We start from the raw sequence: 17,232 nt of genomic DNA on the forward strand, positions 1-17,232 counted from the left end.
GCCCGATGAACGACCGATTTGATGTGCCGTCCGCGCCGTTCGATCTCGAAGGCCCTCTCGCTCCCTACGCCGCGCATTCGGCGCAGACGCGCGGCCGCGTCCATGCCGAGCCACCGTCCACGTCGCGCACCGAGTTCCAGCGTGACCGCGATCGCATCATCCACAGCACCGCGTTCCGCCGGCTCGAATACAAGACGCAGGTCTTCGTGAATCACGAAGGTGACCTGTTCCGGACGCGGCTCACGCACAGTCTGGAAGTCGCGCAGATCGCCCGTTCGATCGCGCGTAGCCTGCGCCTGAACGAGGATCTCGTTGAAGCGATTTCGTTGGCACATGATCTGGGCCACACGCCGTTCGGCCATGCCGGGCAGGATGCGCTCAACGATTGCATGAAGCCGTACGGCGGGTTCGAGCACAACCTGCAGAGCCTGCTCGTGGTCGATCGGCTGGAAGAGCGCTACGGCGGTTTCGACGGGCTGAACCTGACGTTCGAAACGCGCGAGGGCATCCTCAAACATTGCGCGCGCAATAACGCGGCGACGCTGGGTGACTTGGGGCGGCGCTTTCTCGAAGGGCAGCAGCCTTCGCTGGAAGCGCAACTCGCCAACCTCGCCGATGAGGTCGCGTACAACAACCACGATATCGACGACGGCCTGCGCTCCGGCCTGATCACGCTGGAGCAACTCGAAGACGTGCCGCTGTGGGCCATCCATCGGCGCGAAGCCGAGGCGGCATTTCCGGACGTCAGCGGCCGACGCCTGATCAACGAAACTATTCGTCGCATCATCAACGCGCTGATCGTCGACCTGATCGGCACCACGCGGGCGGGCATCGCAGAAGTTGCGCCGCAATGCATCGACGATGTGCGTGCCGCACCGGCGCTCGTTGCCTTCTCCGAGCCGATGCGCGAAGAGGCGCGGGCGCTCAAGCGTTTCCTGTTCGATAACCTGTATCGGCATTACCTCGTGATGCGCATGGCGGCCAAGGCGCGCCGCATCATCGACGACCTGTTCGGCGCGTTCATGGATGATCCGCGTCTGCTGCCGCCGCAATACCAGGCGAAAGCCAACCCTGAAGAGCAGCCGCGCTGGATTGCGCATTACATTGCCGGCATGACGGATCGCTATGCCATCAAGGAGCATCGCCGCATCTTTGCGGTGGATGCCGTTTGAGCGACTGCGCCGCCGGTCGGCTACTCGCTTGCGTGGCTCCCGGCCATCAGGCAGCGGATCTAAACCGAGCGCCCAAAAAAAATGCCCGGCCGCCCCAACGCATGCCGGGCCGAACGCGCCAACCACCGCCGACGAGCGCCCCCGCCGTCGACGGCCCCTGCGGCACGTCGGTAAAAGTCGATCAGGACAGTGTCGGTTCGCTGATCGTCCTCCCTTAAAAGCGATAGCCCAGGCCGACGCCCAGCAGCCACGGGTCAACCTTGACCTTGCTGATGGTCTGGCCGGCCATCTTCACGTCGGCGCTGATCCAGGTCTTCTTCAGGTCGACGTTGAAGTAGAGGCGTTCGGTCAGGCGATAGTCGAAGCCGACCTGCAGCGCCGGGCCGAAGCTGTTTTTACTGAGGTCGAGCGGACCCACGCCCGGCACCTGCAGATTCACATTGGAAATGCGCGTGTAGTTGATGCCCGCACCCACGTACGGCTTGAAGCGCGACTCGGGCGTGAAGTGATACTGCATCGTCAGAATCGGCGGCAGGTGGCGGAAATTGCCGATCTTTGTCGGGCCGCCCAGCGCACTTTGCATGACGGTCACGTCGTGCTGCTGCGGGTACGTCAGGATCAGCTCGGCCGCAAGGTGCGGCGTGAAGAAGTACGAGATATCCAGCTCGGGCAGAACCTTGTTGTTGATCTGAATGGCATCCGCCGGAATGGCAAGCGCCGGCACCGCGTCGGATTTGTTGGCGGCTGTCAGGTTGACGGCGCGCAGGCGCACCATCCAATTGCCGGTGGCGGGCGCCAAATCGGTGCTCTGCGCAAATGCGGCCGGGCTGAATCCGGCGGCAAACATGCCGGCGGCTGCGGCGACTGCGGCTAGGCGGTAAAAAGCCATGAAACGCTCCCTCTCGTGTTGTCTCGTGATGTGATGGGAGCCAGTCTCGCGGGGAAGTTGCCTGTCCGATTTGCTTGGGATCAAGTTGGGCCGGTCGCAGATGGCGCATCGGGCCGCCGATTTGACGGCACGCAAACTTCGCCGTTGCGGCCCGACGACAACGTCATGCAAGCGTTTGCGCTATAAAAATTGGGGACAGATTCGCGTGCTCCGGCTACGATGGTGCTTTTCTTCCCCGTTTTTTCCCATGGCTCGCCTGCCTCGTCTCAGTCCAATCGATGTCCCGGTGCACGTGTTGCAGCGCGGCAACAATCGCCAGACCGTCTTTCGCGGCGACGACGACTACGCGTTCTATCTCGACACGCTGCGCATGGCGGCCCGCGAGCATGACTTCGCCATCCATGGGTTTTCGCTGATGCCGAATCATGTCCATCTGGTGGGAACACCCAAGGTGGCGGACAGCCTGTCGCGCACGCTGCAGGCCGTGGGGCGGCGCTATACGCGCTACTTCAACGCTGCGGCGGATCGCAGCGGCACGTTGTGGGAGGGGCGCTTCCGATCGACGGTATTGGACCCCGCCGAGTGGGTGCTGCCGGTCCTGTTGTATGTGGAGTCCAACGCGGTGCGCGCGGGGCTCGTCAGCACGCCTGAGGAAGATCGATGGAGCTCGTATCGTCACCACGTCGGCATCCAATCCATTCCGTGGGTGAGTGACCACTATTGCTATTGGCGGCTTGGCAACACACCGTTCGAGCGGCAGTCGCGATACCGGACGTTGTGGCATGACGGTTTGGGTTCAGACCAGCTGACGCAGATCCGCCAGCATGTGCACAGCGGTTGGCCGCTTGGCAACGAGGCGTTTCTCGCCACCTTGGCGCGCACCGGAGGGCGTCGGGTTGCCCCATTGCCCAAGGGGCGACCGCCTCGTCGCGCCGCAGAAGTGGGAATGGAGAACAGCGCGCGCATCGAATAGCGGCGGCGACGCCGTCACGCAGACGGCATCAATCGCACCGATTTTGATCTGTCCCCATTAATAAACCCGCACTGATGTCGTGCATTTATTAATTTGTTCCGACCCCATTTAAAAAATTTTGCCTGTTACGGGCCACTCTTTTATATTCGTTTCACCCCGCATTCATGGTGCGGCGCGCCATTGCCTGTCTGCCACCGCATCCGCACCTTCGCGAGGGCCTTCCACGGCGCGTTGCACCTACAACCTCGGAAGATCGCCGTGGAACAACATTCCTTCCCCATCACGCCGTCGGCGCCGTCGGCCCAGGGTCTGTATGACCCGACCAATGAACACGACGCTTGCGGCGTCGGCTTCGTCGCCCACATCAAGGGCAAGAAGAGCCACGAGATCGTCCAGCAAGGCTTGCGCATCCTGCACAATCTCGACCACCGGGGCGCCGTCGGTGCCGACCCGCTGATGGGCGACGGGGCAGGGATCCTGCTGCAGATTCCCGATCAGTTCTTCCGCGAAGAGATGGCCAAGCAGGGCATCAACCTGCCGCCGGCCGGCGAATACGGCGTCGGCATGATCTTCCTGCCGAAGGAACACGCCTCGCGCCTCGCCTGCGAACAGGAACTGGAGCGCACCGTGCGTCTGGAAGGGCAGGTTGTGCTGGGTTGGCGCGACGTGCCGGTCGACAAGACCATGCCGATGTCGCCCACCGTGCAGAAGACGGAGCCGGTGATCCGCCAGATCTTCATCGGGCGCGGCCGCGACATCATGACCACCGATGCGCTGGAGCGGAAGCTGTACGTGATCCGCAAGACGGCAAGCCACGCCATCCAGGCGCTCAAGCTCAAGCACGGCAAGGAATACTTCGTGCCGTCGATGTCGGCGCGCACGATCGTCTACAAGGGTCTGCTGCTGTGTGAACAGGTCGGCCGGTATTACCAGGACCTGGCAGACCCGCGCACGGTGTCGGCGCTGGCGCTGGTGCACCAGCGTTTCTCGACCAACACGTTCCCTGCATGGGAACTGGCGCACCCGTACCGCATGGTTGCGCACAACGGCGAAATCAACACCGTCAAGGGCAACGTCAACTGGATCAACGCGCGTACGGGCGGCATCTCGTCGCCGGTGCTGGGCGATGATCTGCCGAAGCTGTGGCCGCTGATCTATCCGGGTCAATCCGATACGGCTTCGTTCGACAACTGCCTCGAACTGCTGACAATGGCCGGCTATCCGCTGGCCCAGGCGATGATGATGATGATTCCGGAAGCGTGGGAACAGCACACGCTGATGGACGACAACCGTCGCGCTTTCTACGAATACCACGCCGCAATGATGGAGCCGTGGGACGGCCCCGCCGCCATCTGCTTTACCGATGGCCGCCAGATCGGCGCAACGCTAGACCGTAACGGCCTGCGTCCGGCGCGTTATTACGTCACCGACGACGACATGGTCGTGATGGCGTCGGAAGCCGGTGTGCTGCCGATTCCCGAGTCGCGCATCGTCAAGAAGTGGCGCCTGCAGCCGGGCAAGATGTTCCTGATCGACATGGAGCAGGGCCGCATCATCGACGACAAGGAACTCAAGGACAACCTGGCCAACGCCAAGCCGTACAAGAGCTGGATCGACGCCGTGCGCATCAAGCTCGACGAGCTGGAAGCCAAGCCGGAAGACGTGGCGGCAGAGACCAAGCCGGCCGCCAAGCTGCTGGATCGCCAGCAGGCCTTCGCCTACACGCAGGAAGACGTCAAGTTCCTGATGGCCCCGATGGCCGCCAACGGTGAAGAAGCCGCCGGCTCCATGGGCAACGACAGCCCGCTGGCCGTGCTGTCCTCCAAGAACAAGACGCTCTACGACTACTTCAAGCAACTGTTCGCGCAGGTCACGAACCCGCCGATCGACCCGATCCGCGAAAACGTGGTGATGTCGCTCGTCTCGTTCATCGGGCCGAAGCCGAACCTGCTTGAGCTGAACAACATCAACCCGCCGATGCGTCTTGAAGTGAGCCAGCCCGTGCTGGACTTCAAGGACATGGCGAAGATCCGCAACATCGAGCACTACACCGGCGGCAAGTTCATGGCTTACGAGCTGAACATCTGCTACCCGGTGGCCTGGGGCAAGGAAGGCATCGAAGCGCGCCTGGCCTCGCTGTGCGCCGAGGCTGTCGATGCGGTCAAGTCGGGCTACAACATCCTGATCGTGTCCGACCGCGCGGTCGACGAGAAGCAGGCTGCCATTCCGGCGCTGCTGGCTACGTCCGCCATCCATCATCACCTGGTGGAGAAGGGCCTGCGCACGAGCACGGGTCTGGTTGTCGAGACCGGTTCGGCCCGCGAAGTGCACCACTTCGCCCTGCTGGCCGGCTACGGCGCGGAAGCCGTGCATCCGTACCTGGCAATGGAGACGCTGGCCGAACTGGCACCGGGCCTGGGTCTGACCGCCGAGAAGGCCATCTACAACTTCACCAAGGCGATCGGCAAGGGCCTGCACAAGGTGATGTCCAAGATGGGCATCTCGACGTACATGTCGTACACCGGCGCGCAGATCTTCGAAGCGATCGGCCTGTCGCGCGAGCTGGTCGACAAGTACTTCCAGGGCACCGCATCCAACGTGGGCGGCATCGGCATCTTCGAAGTGGCTGAAGAAGCGCTGCGCCTGCATCGCGACGCCTTTGGCGATGCGCCGGTGCTGGCCAACATGCTGGACGCCGGCGGCGAATACGCCTACCGCGTCCGCGGCGAAGAGCACATGTGGACGCCGGATTCGATCGCCAAGCTGCAACATGCGACGCGCGCGAATTCGTACCAGACGTACAAGGAATACGCGAACCTCATCAACGATCAGAGCAAGCGCCACATGACGCTGCGCGGTCTGTTCGAGTTCAAGGTGGACCCGGCGCGCGCGATTCCGCTGGAAGAAGTCGAGCCGGCCAAGGAGATCGTCAAGCGCTTTGCGACGGGCGCCATGTCGCTCGGTTCGATCAGCACGGAAGCGCACACTACGCTCGCCGTGGCGATGAACCGTATCGGCGGCAAGTCGAACACGGGCGAAGGCGGTGAAGACGAGCGTCGTTATCGCAACGAGCTGCGCGGCATTCCCATTAAGCAGGGCACGAAGCTGTCGGACGTGATCGGCCGCGAAGTGGTCGAAAGAGATCTGGAACTGCAAGAGGGCGATTCGCTGCGCTCGAAGATCAAGCAGGTGGCGTCGGGCCGTTTTGGCGTGACGGCCGAGTACCTGGCTTCGGCTGATCAGATCCAGATCAAGATGGCGCAGGGCGCGAAGCCCGGCGAAGGCGGTCAGCTGCCCGGCCACAAGGTGACGGATTACATCGGCAAGCTGCGTTACGCCGTGCCGGGCGTGGGCCTGATCTCGCCGCCGCCGCACCACGACATCTATTCGATTGAAGACCTGGCGCAGCTTATCCACGACCTGAAGAACGTGAACCCGCGTTCGGACGTGTCGGTCAAGCTGGTGTCGGAAGTCGGCGTGGGCACGGTGGCCGCAGGTGTCGCCAAGGCCAAGGCAGACCACGTGGTGATCGCGGGTCATGACGGCGGCACCGGTGCCTCGCCCTGGTCGTCGATCAAGCATGCCGGCACGCCGTGGGAATTGGGTTTGGCCGAGACGCAGCAGACGCTGATGCTCAACGGTCTGCGCAACCGCATCCGCGTGCAGGCCGACGGCCAGATGAAGACCGGCCGTGACGTCGCGATCGGTGCGCTGCTGGGCGCCGACGAGTTCGGCTTCGCGACCGCTCCGCTGGTGGTGGAAGGCTGCATCATGATGCGCAAGTGCCACCTGAACACCTGCCCGGTCGGCGTGGCGACGCAGGATCCGGTGCTGCGCAAGAAATTCTCGGGCAAGCCCGAGCACGTGGTGAACTACTTCTTCTTCGTGGCCGAGGAAGTGCGCGAAATCATGGCGCAACTGGGCATCCGCACGTTCAACGAACTGATCGGTCGCGCGGATCTGCTCGACACGAAGGCCGGTATCGAACACTGGAAGGCCCGTGGTCTGGACTTCGCGCGCATCTTCTACCAGCCGGCGAAGAAGGAAGGCGAACCGTGCTACCAGGTCGACGTGCAAGACCACGGTCTGGATCGTGCGCTGGATCACCAGCTCATCGAGAAGTCCAAGGCTGCGCTGGAGAAGGGCGAGCGTGTCTCGTTCATCCAGCCGGTGCGCAACGTCAACCGCACGGTCGGCGCGATGCTGTCGGGCGAGGTCGCCAAGCGCTATGGCCACGAAGGTCTGCCCGATGATTCGATCCACGTGCAGATGCAGGGCACGGCCGGCCAGTCATTCGGCGCGTTCCTGGCGCACGGCATCACGCTGGATCTGGTGGGCGACGGCAACGACTACGTGGGCAAGGGCCTGTCGGGCGGCCGCGTGATCGTGCGCCCGCCGCACGAGTTCCGCGGTGAGCCGACGTCCAACATCATCGTCGGCAACACCGTGCTGTACGGCGCGCTGGCCGGTGAGGCGTTCTTCAACGGTGTGGCAGGCGAGCGCTTTGCGGTGCGCAACTCCGGCGCCACCACGGTGGTGGAAGGCACGGGCGACCACGGCTGCGAATACATGACCGGCGGCACGGTCGTCGTGCTCGGTGCCACCGGCCGCAACTTCGCGGCAGGCATGTCGGGCGGCGTGGCCTACGTCTATGACGAAGACGGCCTCTTCGACAAGCGCTGCAACACGGCGCAGGTCGCACTGGAATCCGTGCTGTCGGCGGCTGACCAGGAGAAGGCTCACACGCCGTCGACCTGGCACAAGGTGAACGGCGAGCGCGTGCTCGACGAGCATCTGCTCAAGGCGCTGGTGGAAAAGCACTTCCGCTACACCGGCTCCGAGCGTGCCAAGGAACTGCTGGCCGACTGGAACAACGCGCGTCGCCGCTTCGTCAAGGTCTTCCCGACCGAATACAAGCGTGCGCTGGCCGAGATGTACGAACGCGAACAGGAAGCCGGCCGCGAACAGATCGCTGCCTGATTCCAATCGACTGGGCGAATGGCTGATCCGCTGATCGGCTGTTCGCCACCACCGAATACAACGCAACCTCACAAGACAGGCTCGACTGCCTGGCTAGCACGACTGTGCCGGCAGAGCAGCATCGGGTCAGGAAGGACACCATGGGCAAGGCGACCGGTTTTCTCGAATTTCCCCGCCAGAACGAGGCATACGAAGCGCCCGAAGCGCGCGTGAAGCATTACAAGGAATTCGTGTTCGCGCTGGCGGACAACGAAGCCAAGATCCAGGGCGCGCGTTGCATGGACTGCGGCATTCCGTTCTGCAACAACGGCTGCCCCGTCAACAACATCATCCCGGACTTCAACGACCTGGTGTATCGCCAGGACTGGAAGACCGCGATCGAGGTGCTGCACTCGACCAACAACTTCCCCGAGTTCACGGGCCGCATCTGCCCGGCACCGTGCGAAGCAGCTTGCACGCTGGGCATCAACGAACTGCCGGTGGGCATCAAGTCGATCGAGCACGCCATCATCGACAAGGCCTGGAAAGAAGGCTGGGTCGCGCCGCAAGTGCCGAAGCACAAGACTGGCAAGACCGTGGCCGTGGTCGGCTCGGGCCCGGCTGGCATGGCGGCGGCGCAGCAACTGGCGCGCGCCGGTCACGATGTGACGCTGTTCGAAAAGAATGATCGCATCGGCGGCCTGCTGCGCTACGGCATCCCCGATTTCAAGCTGGAGAAGGCGCAGATCGACCGCCGCATGCAGCAGATGGAAGCCGAGGGCGTGACGTTCCGCACCGGCGTGATGGTGGGCGACAAGACGGTTCCGGCCGGCATCGCCAACGACGCACGCGAGACCATCGCCGCGGAAGAGATCCTCAAGCAATTCGACGCCGTCGTGCTGACAGGCGGCTCGGAAGTGCCGCGCGATCTGCCGGTGCCGGGCCGCGATCTGGACGGCGTGCATTACGCGCTCGAATTCCTGATCCCGCAGAACAAGGAAGTGGCCGGCGATGCGCCGAACCCGATCCGCGCCGACGGCAAGCACGTCATCGTCATCGGTGGCGGCGACACGGGTTCGGACTGCGTTGGCACGTCCAACCGCCATGGCGCCGCATCGGTCACGCAATTCGAACTGCTGCCGCGTCCGCCCGAAGAAGAGAACAAGCCGCTGGTGTGGCCGTACTGGCCGATCAAGCTGCGCACGTCGTCGTCGCATGACGAAGGTTGCGAGCGCGACTGGTCGGTCGCCACCAAGGCGCTGATCGGCGAGAACGGCCGCGTGACGGGCCTGACCGCCGTTCGCCTCGAGTGGAAGGACGGCAAGATGAGCGAAGTCGCAGGCAGCGAATTCACCCTCAAGGCCGATCTGGTTCTGCTGGCGATGGGCTTTACGAATCCGGTCGGCGGCGTGCTGGATGCCTTCGGCGTGACCAAGGATGCGCGCAACAACGCGCGTGCCTCCACCGAAGGCGACAACGCCTACGCCACGAACGTGCCGAAGGTGTTTGCCGCCGGCGACGTGCGCCGCGGCCAGTCGCTCGTCGTGTGGGCCATCCGCGAAGGCCGCCAGGCTGCCCGCGCAGTCGACGCGTTTCTCATGGGCCATTCGGAACTGCCGCGCTGACCACGTGGTGGAATCGATTGGTTCAGGCCCGCCTCGGCGGGCCTTTTTGTTTGGTGTGTCCATCATGGCGCGGGCGGGCGCGCCTTCATGGTTTACATCGACATGGTTTACATGGGTGCAGGGCGGGCGGGCCGGTTTCTAGAATGAAACCCTCCCCGTGATCCCCGCCTGCCCATGCGCCCGTGCGCCCGCGACAAGCCCGCAGAAGTGACTGACGCGCCCAATCGGCAGCGGCGGCGCGCCCTGGCTTGGCTCGGTGCGCTGCCGGCGGTGCTTGCGTCTCCGGCGCATGCGCTGTTGCGTGGATACCCCTCGCAGCCTATGCGCCTTGTGGTGCCGGCCGCCGAGGGCAGCGCTTTCGATGCGCTTGCTCGTGCGCTCGCCGCGCAGCTTCAGGCGCAGGTGGGCCGGCAGGTCGATGTGGAGGACCGCCCCGCCGGCAACGGCATGGCCGCCGGCGAGACCGTCGCGCGTGCGCCGTCCGACGGGCATACCCTGCTGCTCCACCAAACCACGTTTGTTGCCCAGCCAGCGCTGGAGGCGGCGTCGTACGATCCGCTGCGCGACTTCCAGCCGGTCGCCATGGTTGCGACGCTGCCGCTGTTTCTTGCGGTCGATGCGCGGCTGCCGTTCTCTTCTGTGACGGAACTGCTCGCGCAGGCCCGCGCCGACACGGTCACCGTGAATTGCGGGTCGGATGTCGCCGGCACCTGGTCGCACCTCGTCGCCGAGCAGTTTGTCCGCGATTACGCCTTTCACGCGCCGCACGTGGCCGTCCGCGGAGAAGCCGGCCTCGTGCAGCAGGTCCTGGCGGGCCGCATGGCCGCCTGTTTCGCCTGCTATCCGAGCGTGGCGGCGGCAGCGGCCAACGGCCAGCTGCGGTTGCTCGGCGTCACGGGCGATGTACGTTCGCGCCTGGCACCGGCTGTGCCGACGTTGCGCGAAAGCGGCCTCGCCGGATTTGACCGCAGTGCATGGATCGGTGCTTTCATGCCGGCGCGCACGCCGCGCCTGCTGTCGTTGCGCGCCGCGGCGGAGTTACGTCGCGCGATCTCGGCAAGCGACGTACGCGACACGTTGCGGGCCGGGGGCTTCGAGCCGGAATGGGACGCGCCCGACACGTTCGCGCAGGCCGTGCGCCGCGATGCAACGCATTGGCAAGGCGTGATTCGCCAAGCCGATCTGCGGCTGGATAGTGGCGAGTAAGCCGCTTTTTCGCGGCGTGCGTACTGTCTTCCACCACCTGCAAGGGCCGCGTGCGGGCAGCGCGGCGCCCAAGCCACACCCCGTGTCGGTAAGCGCAGCGTGACCGGCGGGGCACGCGGGTTTCCCCCTATAATGGCGGGCCGCGCCAAGCTGGTGCGGCAGCCAAGACAACAAGATGCGGCCCTGCATAGCCGCCAACCCGTCGAGCCCTCTGCACCGAACTCCACCGTGTCCACCCAGCCTTCCAACGCCGTTGTCGAACTCGATCAGGTCGATTTCGCCTACCAGCCAGGTGCGCGGCGCATCCTGTCCGGCCTGTGCATGCGCGTGCCGAAGGGCAGCGTGGTGGCCGTCATGGGCGGCTCCGGCTGCGGCAAGACGACGATTCTCCGGCTGATCGGCGGCCAGGTGAGCGCCGCCGCGGGCACTGTCCGCGTGCACGGCCAGGACATCGGCGCCATGGACAAGCGCGCGCTGTATGACGCCCGCCGCCAGATGGGCATGCTGTTCCAGTTTGGGGCGCTGTTTACCGATCTGTCCGTGTTCGACAACGTGGCATTTCCGTTGCGCGAACATACCGAGCTGCCCGAGCCGCTCATCCGCGATCTGGTGCTGATGAAGCTGAACGCCGTCGGCCTGCGCGGTGCCCGCGACCTGATGCCCTCGGAGATTTCCGGCGGCATGGCGCGGCGCGTGGCGCTCGCCCGGGCGATTGCGCTGGACCCGTCGCTCATCCTCTACGACGAGCCGTTCGCCGGGCTGGACCCGATCTCACTGGGCCTGACTGCCTCGCTGATCCGCAAGCTGAACGACGCGCTGGGCGCGACGAGCATCATCGTCTCGCACGACGTGCAGGAAACGTTCCACATTGCCGATTACGTCTATTTCATTGCCAACGGTGGCATTGCCGCCGAGGGCACGCCGGCCGAGCTGACCGCATCGACCGATCCGTTCGTGCGCCAGTTCGTGCACGGCGAGGCAGACGGCCCCGTGCCGTTCCACTATCCCGGGGCGCCGCTGGCCGATGACTTCGGTCTGGGCAAGGACGGAGGCGCGCGATGATTTCCACCATCGGCCGCTTCGTTCTGGTGCTGATCAGCCGCTTCGGCTACGCCGCACGCACGTTGATTTCACTGATCGCCGCTTCCGGCGATGTGCTGCGCCGCCCGCGTCTGGTCGTTGAGCAGCTGCGCTTCGTCGGCAACGATTCGTTCATCATCATCGCGGTGTCGGGTCTGTTCGTCGGTTTCGTGCTCGGCTTGCAGGGGTACAACACGCTCAACCGCTACGGCTCCGAACAGGCGCTGGGCCTGCTGGTGGCGCTGTCGCTGGTGCGCGAGCTGGGCCCGGTGGTGACGGCCTTGCTGTTTGCCGGCCGTGCCGGCACCTCGCTCACCGCCGAGATTGGCCTGATGAAAGCCGGCGAACAGCTGATCGCCATGGAAATGATGGCCGTCGATCCGCTGGCGCGCGTGCTGGCGCCGCGCTTCTGGGCGGGCTTCATCGCCATGCCGCTGCTGGCGGCGATTTTCAGTGCCGTTGGTATTCTGGGCGGATACTTCGTCGGCGTAGGGCTGATTGGTGTGGACCCCGGCGCCTTCTGGTCTCAGATGCAGGCCGGCGTCGATGTCATGGACGACGTGCTGAACGGCGTCATCAAGAGTTTCGTGTTTGGTGTGGCGGTCACCTTCATTGCCCTGTATCAGGGGTATGAGGCCAAGGCCACGCCGGAAGGCGTCTCGCGCGCGACCACCCGCACGGTGGTGATCGCGTCGCTCACCGTGCTGGCGCTGGATTTCGTGCTCACGGCGCTGATGTTCAGCTGAGCCGCCGGTTGTCGTTAGCGTTCAACGAGAAAAAATCATGCGTAAAAGCGTCCTCGATTTCTGGGTCGGCCTGTTCGTTCTGGTAGGCATCATTGCGCTGCTGTTCCTGGCGCTCAAGGCGGGCAATATGAGTTCGTTCTCGTTTGCCAAGACCTACCAGGTGAAGGCGGCGTTCGACAACATCGGCGGTCTGAAGGTGCGGGCCCCGGTCAAGAGTTCGGGCGTGGTGGTCGGCCGTGTGTCGCAGATCCTGTTCGACGACAAGAGCTATCAGGCGATTGCCGTGCTGGAGATGGACCAGCGCTATCAATTTCCGAAGGACAGCTCGGCCAAGATCCTGACATCGGGTCTGCTGGGCGAGCAGTACGTGGGCATCGAGCCGGGCGGCGATTCGGCCATGCTGGCCAGCGGCAGCAAGATCACCATGACGCAGTCGGCGGTGGTGCTGGAAAACCTGATCAGCCAGTTCCTCTACAGCAAGGCGGCAGATGCCGGTGCTGGCAGCGGAAATGGCGGCGCCGGCGCAGCCAAGCCGGCTGAGGGCAGTGGGAGCAAATAAACCATGAAAACAACAACATCTATCCGCACGTTGCGCGGCTTTGCGCTGGCCGTGGCCGCAGGCGCCACGCTGCTGGCCGGCTGTGCCACGGGGCCGAATGCGAATCCGGCAGACCCGCTGGAACCTTTCAATCGTGAAGTCTTCCGCATCAACGAAGACCTCGACAAGGGCGTGCTGAAGCCCGTTGCCCAGACGTACGTCGATGTCGTGCCGTCGCCGGCGCGCACTGCGGTATCGAACTTCTTCTCGAACGCGGGCGATGTCTATTCGGCCGTCAACAACCTGCTGCAATTGAAGGGCACGGCGGCGCTGGAAGACACCATGCGCGTGGCGATCAATACCGTGCTGGGCCTGGGTGGCCTGATCGACATTGCGTCGGACGCCGGCCTGCCCAAGCACAAGGAAGACTTCGGCCAGACGCTGGGCGTGTGGGGCGTGCCATCCGGCCCGTACGTTGTGTGGCCGTTGCTCGGCCCCAGCACCGCGCGTGACACCGTGGGTTTCCTGGTCGACTGGCAGATGGATCCGCTCACGTACTGGCACGACAGCACGATCACCTATTCGCTGGCCGCGCTGCGCGTGGTCGATGTGCGTGCCAACCTGCTCGGCGCGAGCAATGTGTTCGAACAGGCCGCGGTCGACAAGTACACCTTCCTGCGCGACGCCTACCTGCAACGCCGCCGCTACCTGATCTATGACGGCAACCTGCCGGAGGATCAGGACAACAAGACGTCGCCGGATACCGGTGACGCCACGGTTTCGCCGTATCAGCGCTTCACGCCGAACTGGCCGGTATTCCGCCGCTGAGCGGATCACGTAACACCGTCGCCACAATGGTGACAAGGCGTAAAACAGGCCGTGCCGCGCGAACTTGGCAGCGGACGGTCTGTTCTAATCGCCAGCAAGATTGCAGTGCATCTGCTGCAAGCGACCCGAAAATCACACTATAAGGACGCGATATGTTGAACAAGCTTCTCCGCTCCCTCTTCGCCGGCCTCACGCTGACGGCAGCCGTGGCAGCTGCCCCGGTCCATGCTCAAGAAGCCGACGCACAAGCGACCGTCAAGACGGCTGTGGACGATGTGCTCACCACCATCAAGAGCGATCCGGAACTCCGCAGCGGCAACATGGCCAAGGTGTTCCAGCTGGTCGATCAAAAGATCGTGCCGCGTGCCGATTTCAAGCGCACCACGCAGATCGCCATGGGCCGCTTCTGGACCCAGGCGTCGCCGGAGCAGCAGCAACAGATTCAGGAAGGCTTCAAGACCCTGCTGATCCGCACTTACGCCGGCGCGCTGTCGAACGTGAAGAATCAGACCGTTTCGTACAAGCCGTTCCGTGCGGCCGCCGACGACACCGACGTGGTGGTGCGTTCGACCGTGAACAACAACGGCGAGCCGGTGGCCCTGGACTACCGTCTGGAAAAGACGGCCGGCGGCTGGAAGGTGTATGACATCAACATCAGCGGCTTGTGGTTGTCGGAAACGTACAAGAACCAGTTTGCCGATGTCATCAGCAAGCGCGGCGGCGTGGCCGGCTTGGTGAGCTTCCTGAACGAGCGCAACGCGCAGCTTGAGAAGGGCCCGGCAAAGTAAGCCGCCTTCCGGTAGAATCGACACAGCGGTCAGCTCTGGCCGCTGTTTCTTTTTCTGGTGCCTCCATTTCCGCCATGTTGACCTTGTCCGGCCCGCTGACTCACCGCGAAGCGCCGCGCGTTCTGCGCGAGGGCGAGGCGCAGCTCGGTCAGGCGCGCGAAGCCGGCATTGCCGCATTGCACGTCGATTGCGCCGGCTTGTCGCAGGTCGATTCGTCTGCGCTGGCGGTGCTGCTGTCGTGGCAGCGCACGGCCCAGGATGCCGGTATCGCACTCGATATCGCAGGCGCTCCGCAGGCGCTGTCCAACCTCGCCGCGCTGTACGGCGTGGAATCTCTGCTGGCCCTTGCGCCGGCCACTCCCGACCACCATCACGCACGACATTGAGGCGGCGTCCGGTGCAGGGCGCAGGGCGGTTGCCCTGAACCCGACATCGCGATGCCGCGCTCCGGCCGGGGGCGTTGCGGGCGCCCCTGGCATTCGCGGTTCGGCGTCTTCAGTGGTGACGCCGTGAGTTGGTCCAGTTCCCCTATAATTCTGGGTTTGTCGCTCTGCCGTCGCCGTGTGCGGCGTCCGCTGCCGTGATCGCCACGTCGATTCATGGTCAAGATATGCGCAGAGTAGTTCACTTTGTCGGCCATGAAAGCCATCGAAATCGCTGACGTCCGCAAGCGCTACAAGTCGTTGCAAGCGCTCAAGGGCGTGAGCCTGTCTGTCGAGCAGGGCGAGTTTTTCGGCCTGCTGGGCCCCAACGGCGCGGGCAAGACCACGCTGATCTCCATCCTCGCGGGCCTGAATCGTGCCGATTCCGGCAGCGTGCGCGTGCTCGGCCACGACGTCGTTTCCGACTACCGCACCGCGCGCCGCAAGCTCGGCGTGGTGCCGCAGGAACTGGTGTTCGACCCGTTCTTCACGGTGCGCGAAACGCTGCGCCTGCAGTCGGGCTATTTCGGCTTGACCAAGAACGATGACTGGATCGACGAGGTCATGGCCAACCTGGACCTGACCAACAAGGCCGACGCCAACATGCGCGCGCTGTCGGGCGGCATGAAGCGCCGCGTGCTCGTGGCGCAGGCGCTGGTGCATCGCCCACCCGTGATCGTGCTGGACGAGCCGACCGCCGGGGTCGACGTCGAGTTGCGCCAGACGCTGTGGAAATTCATCTCGCGCCTGAACCGCGAAGGCCACACCGTCGTGCTGACCACGCACTATCTGGAAGAGGCCGAATCCCTGTGCGACCGCATTGCCATGCTCAAGTTTGGCGAGGTGGTCGCGCTCGATCGCACGGCGAATCTGCTGTCGCAATTTGCCGGGCTGCAATTGGTGCTGAGCTTTGCGAAGGGCGCGCTGCCGGCATCGCTCGAAAGCCTGCGTCTGCCTGGCAACCACGGCGAGCGCGGTGTGCGTCTGCGGCTATCGGGCTACGGCGACGTCGAACAGATTCTCTCCACGTGCCGCCTTGCCGGCTGCGAGATCGACGACATGGAGGTCGCCAAGGCCGATCTGGAAGACGTGTTCGTGCAGATCATGCGTCGCGAAGGCGGATTGCCCGTCGGTCCCCAAACGCCTGCCATTCCCGATTCTGCGCTGGAGCCCGCTGCATGAATGCCATTCCCGAGAGCTTGCCGGGCCGTTGGGTCGGTTTCCGCACGCTGCTGTACAAGGAAGTCCTGCGCTTTTGGAAGGTGAGCTTCCAGACCGTCGCCGCGCCGGTGCTGACGGCGCTGCTGTATCTGCTGATCTTCGGCCACGTGCTCGAAGATCGCGTCAAGGTGTTCGACCAGTTGAGCTACACCGCCTTCCTGGTGCCGGGCCTGGTGATGATGAGCGTGCTGCAGAACGCGTTCGCAAACAGCTCGTCGTCGCTCATCCAGTCGAAGATCACAGGCAACCTGGTGTTCATCATGCTGCCGCCGCTGTCGCACTGGGAGATGTTCGGCGCGTATGTGTGTGCCTCCATCATTCGCGGGTTGGCCGTGGGGACCGGTGTGCTCGTCGTGACGACCTTGTTTGCGCACCTGCACTTCGCGCAACCGCTGTGGATCATCGTGTTTGCCGTGCTGGGCGCGAGCGTGCTGGGCACCTTGGGGCTGATCGCCGGTATCTGGGCTGAAAAGTTCGACCAACTCGCTGCGTTCCAGAACTTTCTGATCGTGCCGGCCACCTTCCTGGCGGGCGTGTTCTATTCGATTCATTCACTGCCGCCGTTCTGGCAGGCGGTGTCCCACGCCAACCCGTTCTTCTACATGATCGACGGCTTCCGCTACGGCTTCTTCGGCGTGTCCGATGTGCCGGTGGCGACGAGCCTCGGCGTGATGCTGATCGCGCTGGTCGTGGTGGGGGGAGTGGCCCTGCAGATGCTGCGCACGGGCTACAAGCTGCGCCATTGATGCGTCGATAACAAAACGAACGACGCTCACCCTAACGTT

The 17,232-nt window shown here is 64.1% G+C and carries 14 protein-coding genes; 13 read left to right on the top strand and 1 reads right to left on the bottom strand.

Features of this window, described 5'->3' with window-relative positions:
- The first annotated feature begins 5 nt into the window (after positions 1-5).
- On the top strand, positions 6-1,172 hold the full coding sequence (locus tag R2676_RS18100) for a deoxyguanosinetriphosphate triphosphohydrolase (RefSeq protein ID WP_206274117.1): 1,167 nt from the start codon (positions 6-8) through the stop codon (positions 1,170-1,172).
- A gap of 214 nt (positions 1,173-1,386) precedes the next feature.
- Here R2676_RS18100 and R2676_RS18105 read toward each other — a convergent pair whose 3' ends face one another.
- On the bottom strand, positions 1,387-2,061 hold the full coding sequence (locus tag R2676_RS18105) for an OmpW/AlkL family protein (RefSeq protein ID WP_206274116.1): 675 nt from the start codon (positions 2,059-2,061) through the stop codon (positions 1,387-1,389).
- A 247-nt stretch (positions 2,062-2,308) separates the two neighbouring features.
- Here R2676_RS18105 and R2676_RS18110 point away from each other — a divergent pair, with 247 nt between their 5' ends.
- From R2676_RS18110 to R2676_RS18165, 12 genes are all read left to right on the top strand, one after another.
- Positions 2,309-3,034 (top strand): transposase, encoded by a 726-nt coding sequence (locus R2676_RS18110; protein WP_206274115.1) that lies wholly within the window; start codon positions 2,309-2,311, stop codon positions 3,032-3,034.
- Positions 3,035-3,292: 258 nt separating this feature from the next.
- Complete coding sequence (locus tag R2676_RS18115) at positions 3,293-8,014, top strand: glutamate synthase-related protein (RefSeq protein WP_206274114.1); 4,722 nt, start codon at positions 3,293-3,295, stop codon at positions 8,012-8,014.
- Positions 8,015-8,154: 140 nt separating this feature from the next.
- Positions 8,155-9,618, top strand: coding sequence for a glutamate synthase subunit beta (locus R2676_RS18120; RefSeq protein ID WP_206274113.1), 1,464 nt, complete (start codon positions 8,155-8,157; stop codon positions 9,616-9,618).
- Positions 9,619-9,792: 174 nt separating this feature from the next.
- A complete protein-coding gene (locus R2676_RS18125; protein ID WP_206274112.1) occupies positions 9,793-10,824 on the top strand; it encodes a Bug family tripartite tricarboxylate transporter substrate binding protein in 1,032 nt (343 codons plus the stop codon).
- 228 nt (positions 10,825-11,052) lie between these two features.
- Positions 11,053-11,886: an ABC transporter ATP-binding protein gene (locus R2676_RS18130; protein WP_027680240.1), complete on the top strand. Its 834-nt coding sequence runs from the start codon at positions 11,053-11,055 to the stop codon at positions 11,884-11,886.
- Entirely contained in the window at positions 11,883-12,650 is a 768-nt protein-coding gene (mlaE, locus tag R2676_RS18135; protein ID WP_027680239.1) for a lipid asymmetry maintenance ABC transporter permease subunit MlaE, read from the top strand. Before R2676_RS18130 ends, mlaE begins: the two co-directional genes overlap by 4 nt.
- Positions 12,651-12,687: 37 nt before the next feature.
- Entirely contained in the window at positions 12,688-13,209 is a 522-nt protein-coding gene (mlaD, locus tag R2676_RS18140; RefSeq protein WP_027680238.1) for an outer membrane lipid asymmetry maintenance protein MlaD, read from the top strand.
- A gap of 3 nt (positions 13,210-13,212) precedes the next feature.
- Positions 13,213-14,016, top strand: a complete 804-nt coding sequence (locus R2676_RS18145; RefSeq protein WP_206274111.1) for an MlaA family lipoprotein — start codon at positions 13,213-13,215, stop codon at positions 14,014-14,016.
- Positions 14,017-14,168: 152 nt separating this feature from the next.
- Complete coding sequence (locus tag R2676_RS18150) at positions 14,169-14,804, top strand: MlaC/ttg2D family ABC transporter substrate-binding protein (protein ID WP_102067447.1); 636 nt, start codon at positions 14,169-14,171, stop codon at positions 14,802-14,804.
- 74 nt (positions 14,805-14,878) lie between these two features.
- Entirely contained in the window at positions 14,879-15,190 is a 312-nt protein-coding gene (locus R2676_RS18155; protein WP_206274110.1) for an STAS domain-containing protein, read from the top strand.
- A gap of 252 nt (positions 15,191-15,442) precedes the next feature.
- Positions 15,443-16,408: an ABC transporter ATP-binding protein gene (locus R2676_RS18160; RefSeq protein ID WP_206274109.1), complete on the top strand. Its 966-nt coding sequence runs from the start codon at positions 15,443-15,445 to the stop codon at positions 16,406-16,408.
- Positions 16,405-17,193 carry an ABC transporter permease gene (locus R2676_RS18165; protein ID WP_027680233.1) on the top strand — a complete coding sequence of 263 codons (789 nt, stop codon included), beginning with the start codon at positions 16,405-16,407 and terminating at the stop codon, positions 17,191-17,193. Before R2676_RS18160 ends, R2676_RS18165 begins: the two co-directional genes overlap by 4 nt.
- Positions 17,194-17,232 lie beyond the last annotated feature (39 nt).

The sequence above is a fragment of the Ralstonia flatus genome (assembly GCF_958439105.1).
GTDB lineage: Bacteria > Pseudomonadota > Gammaproteobacteria > Burkholderiales > Burkholderiaceae > Ralstonia > Ralstonia flatus.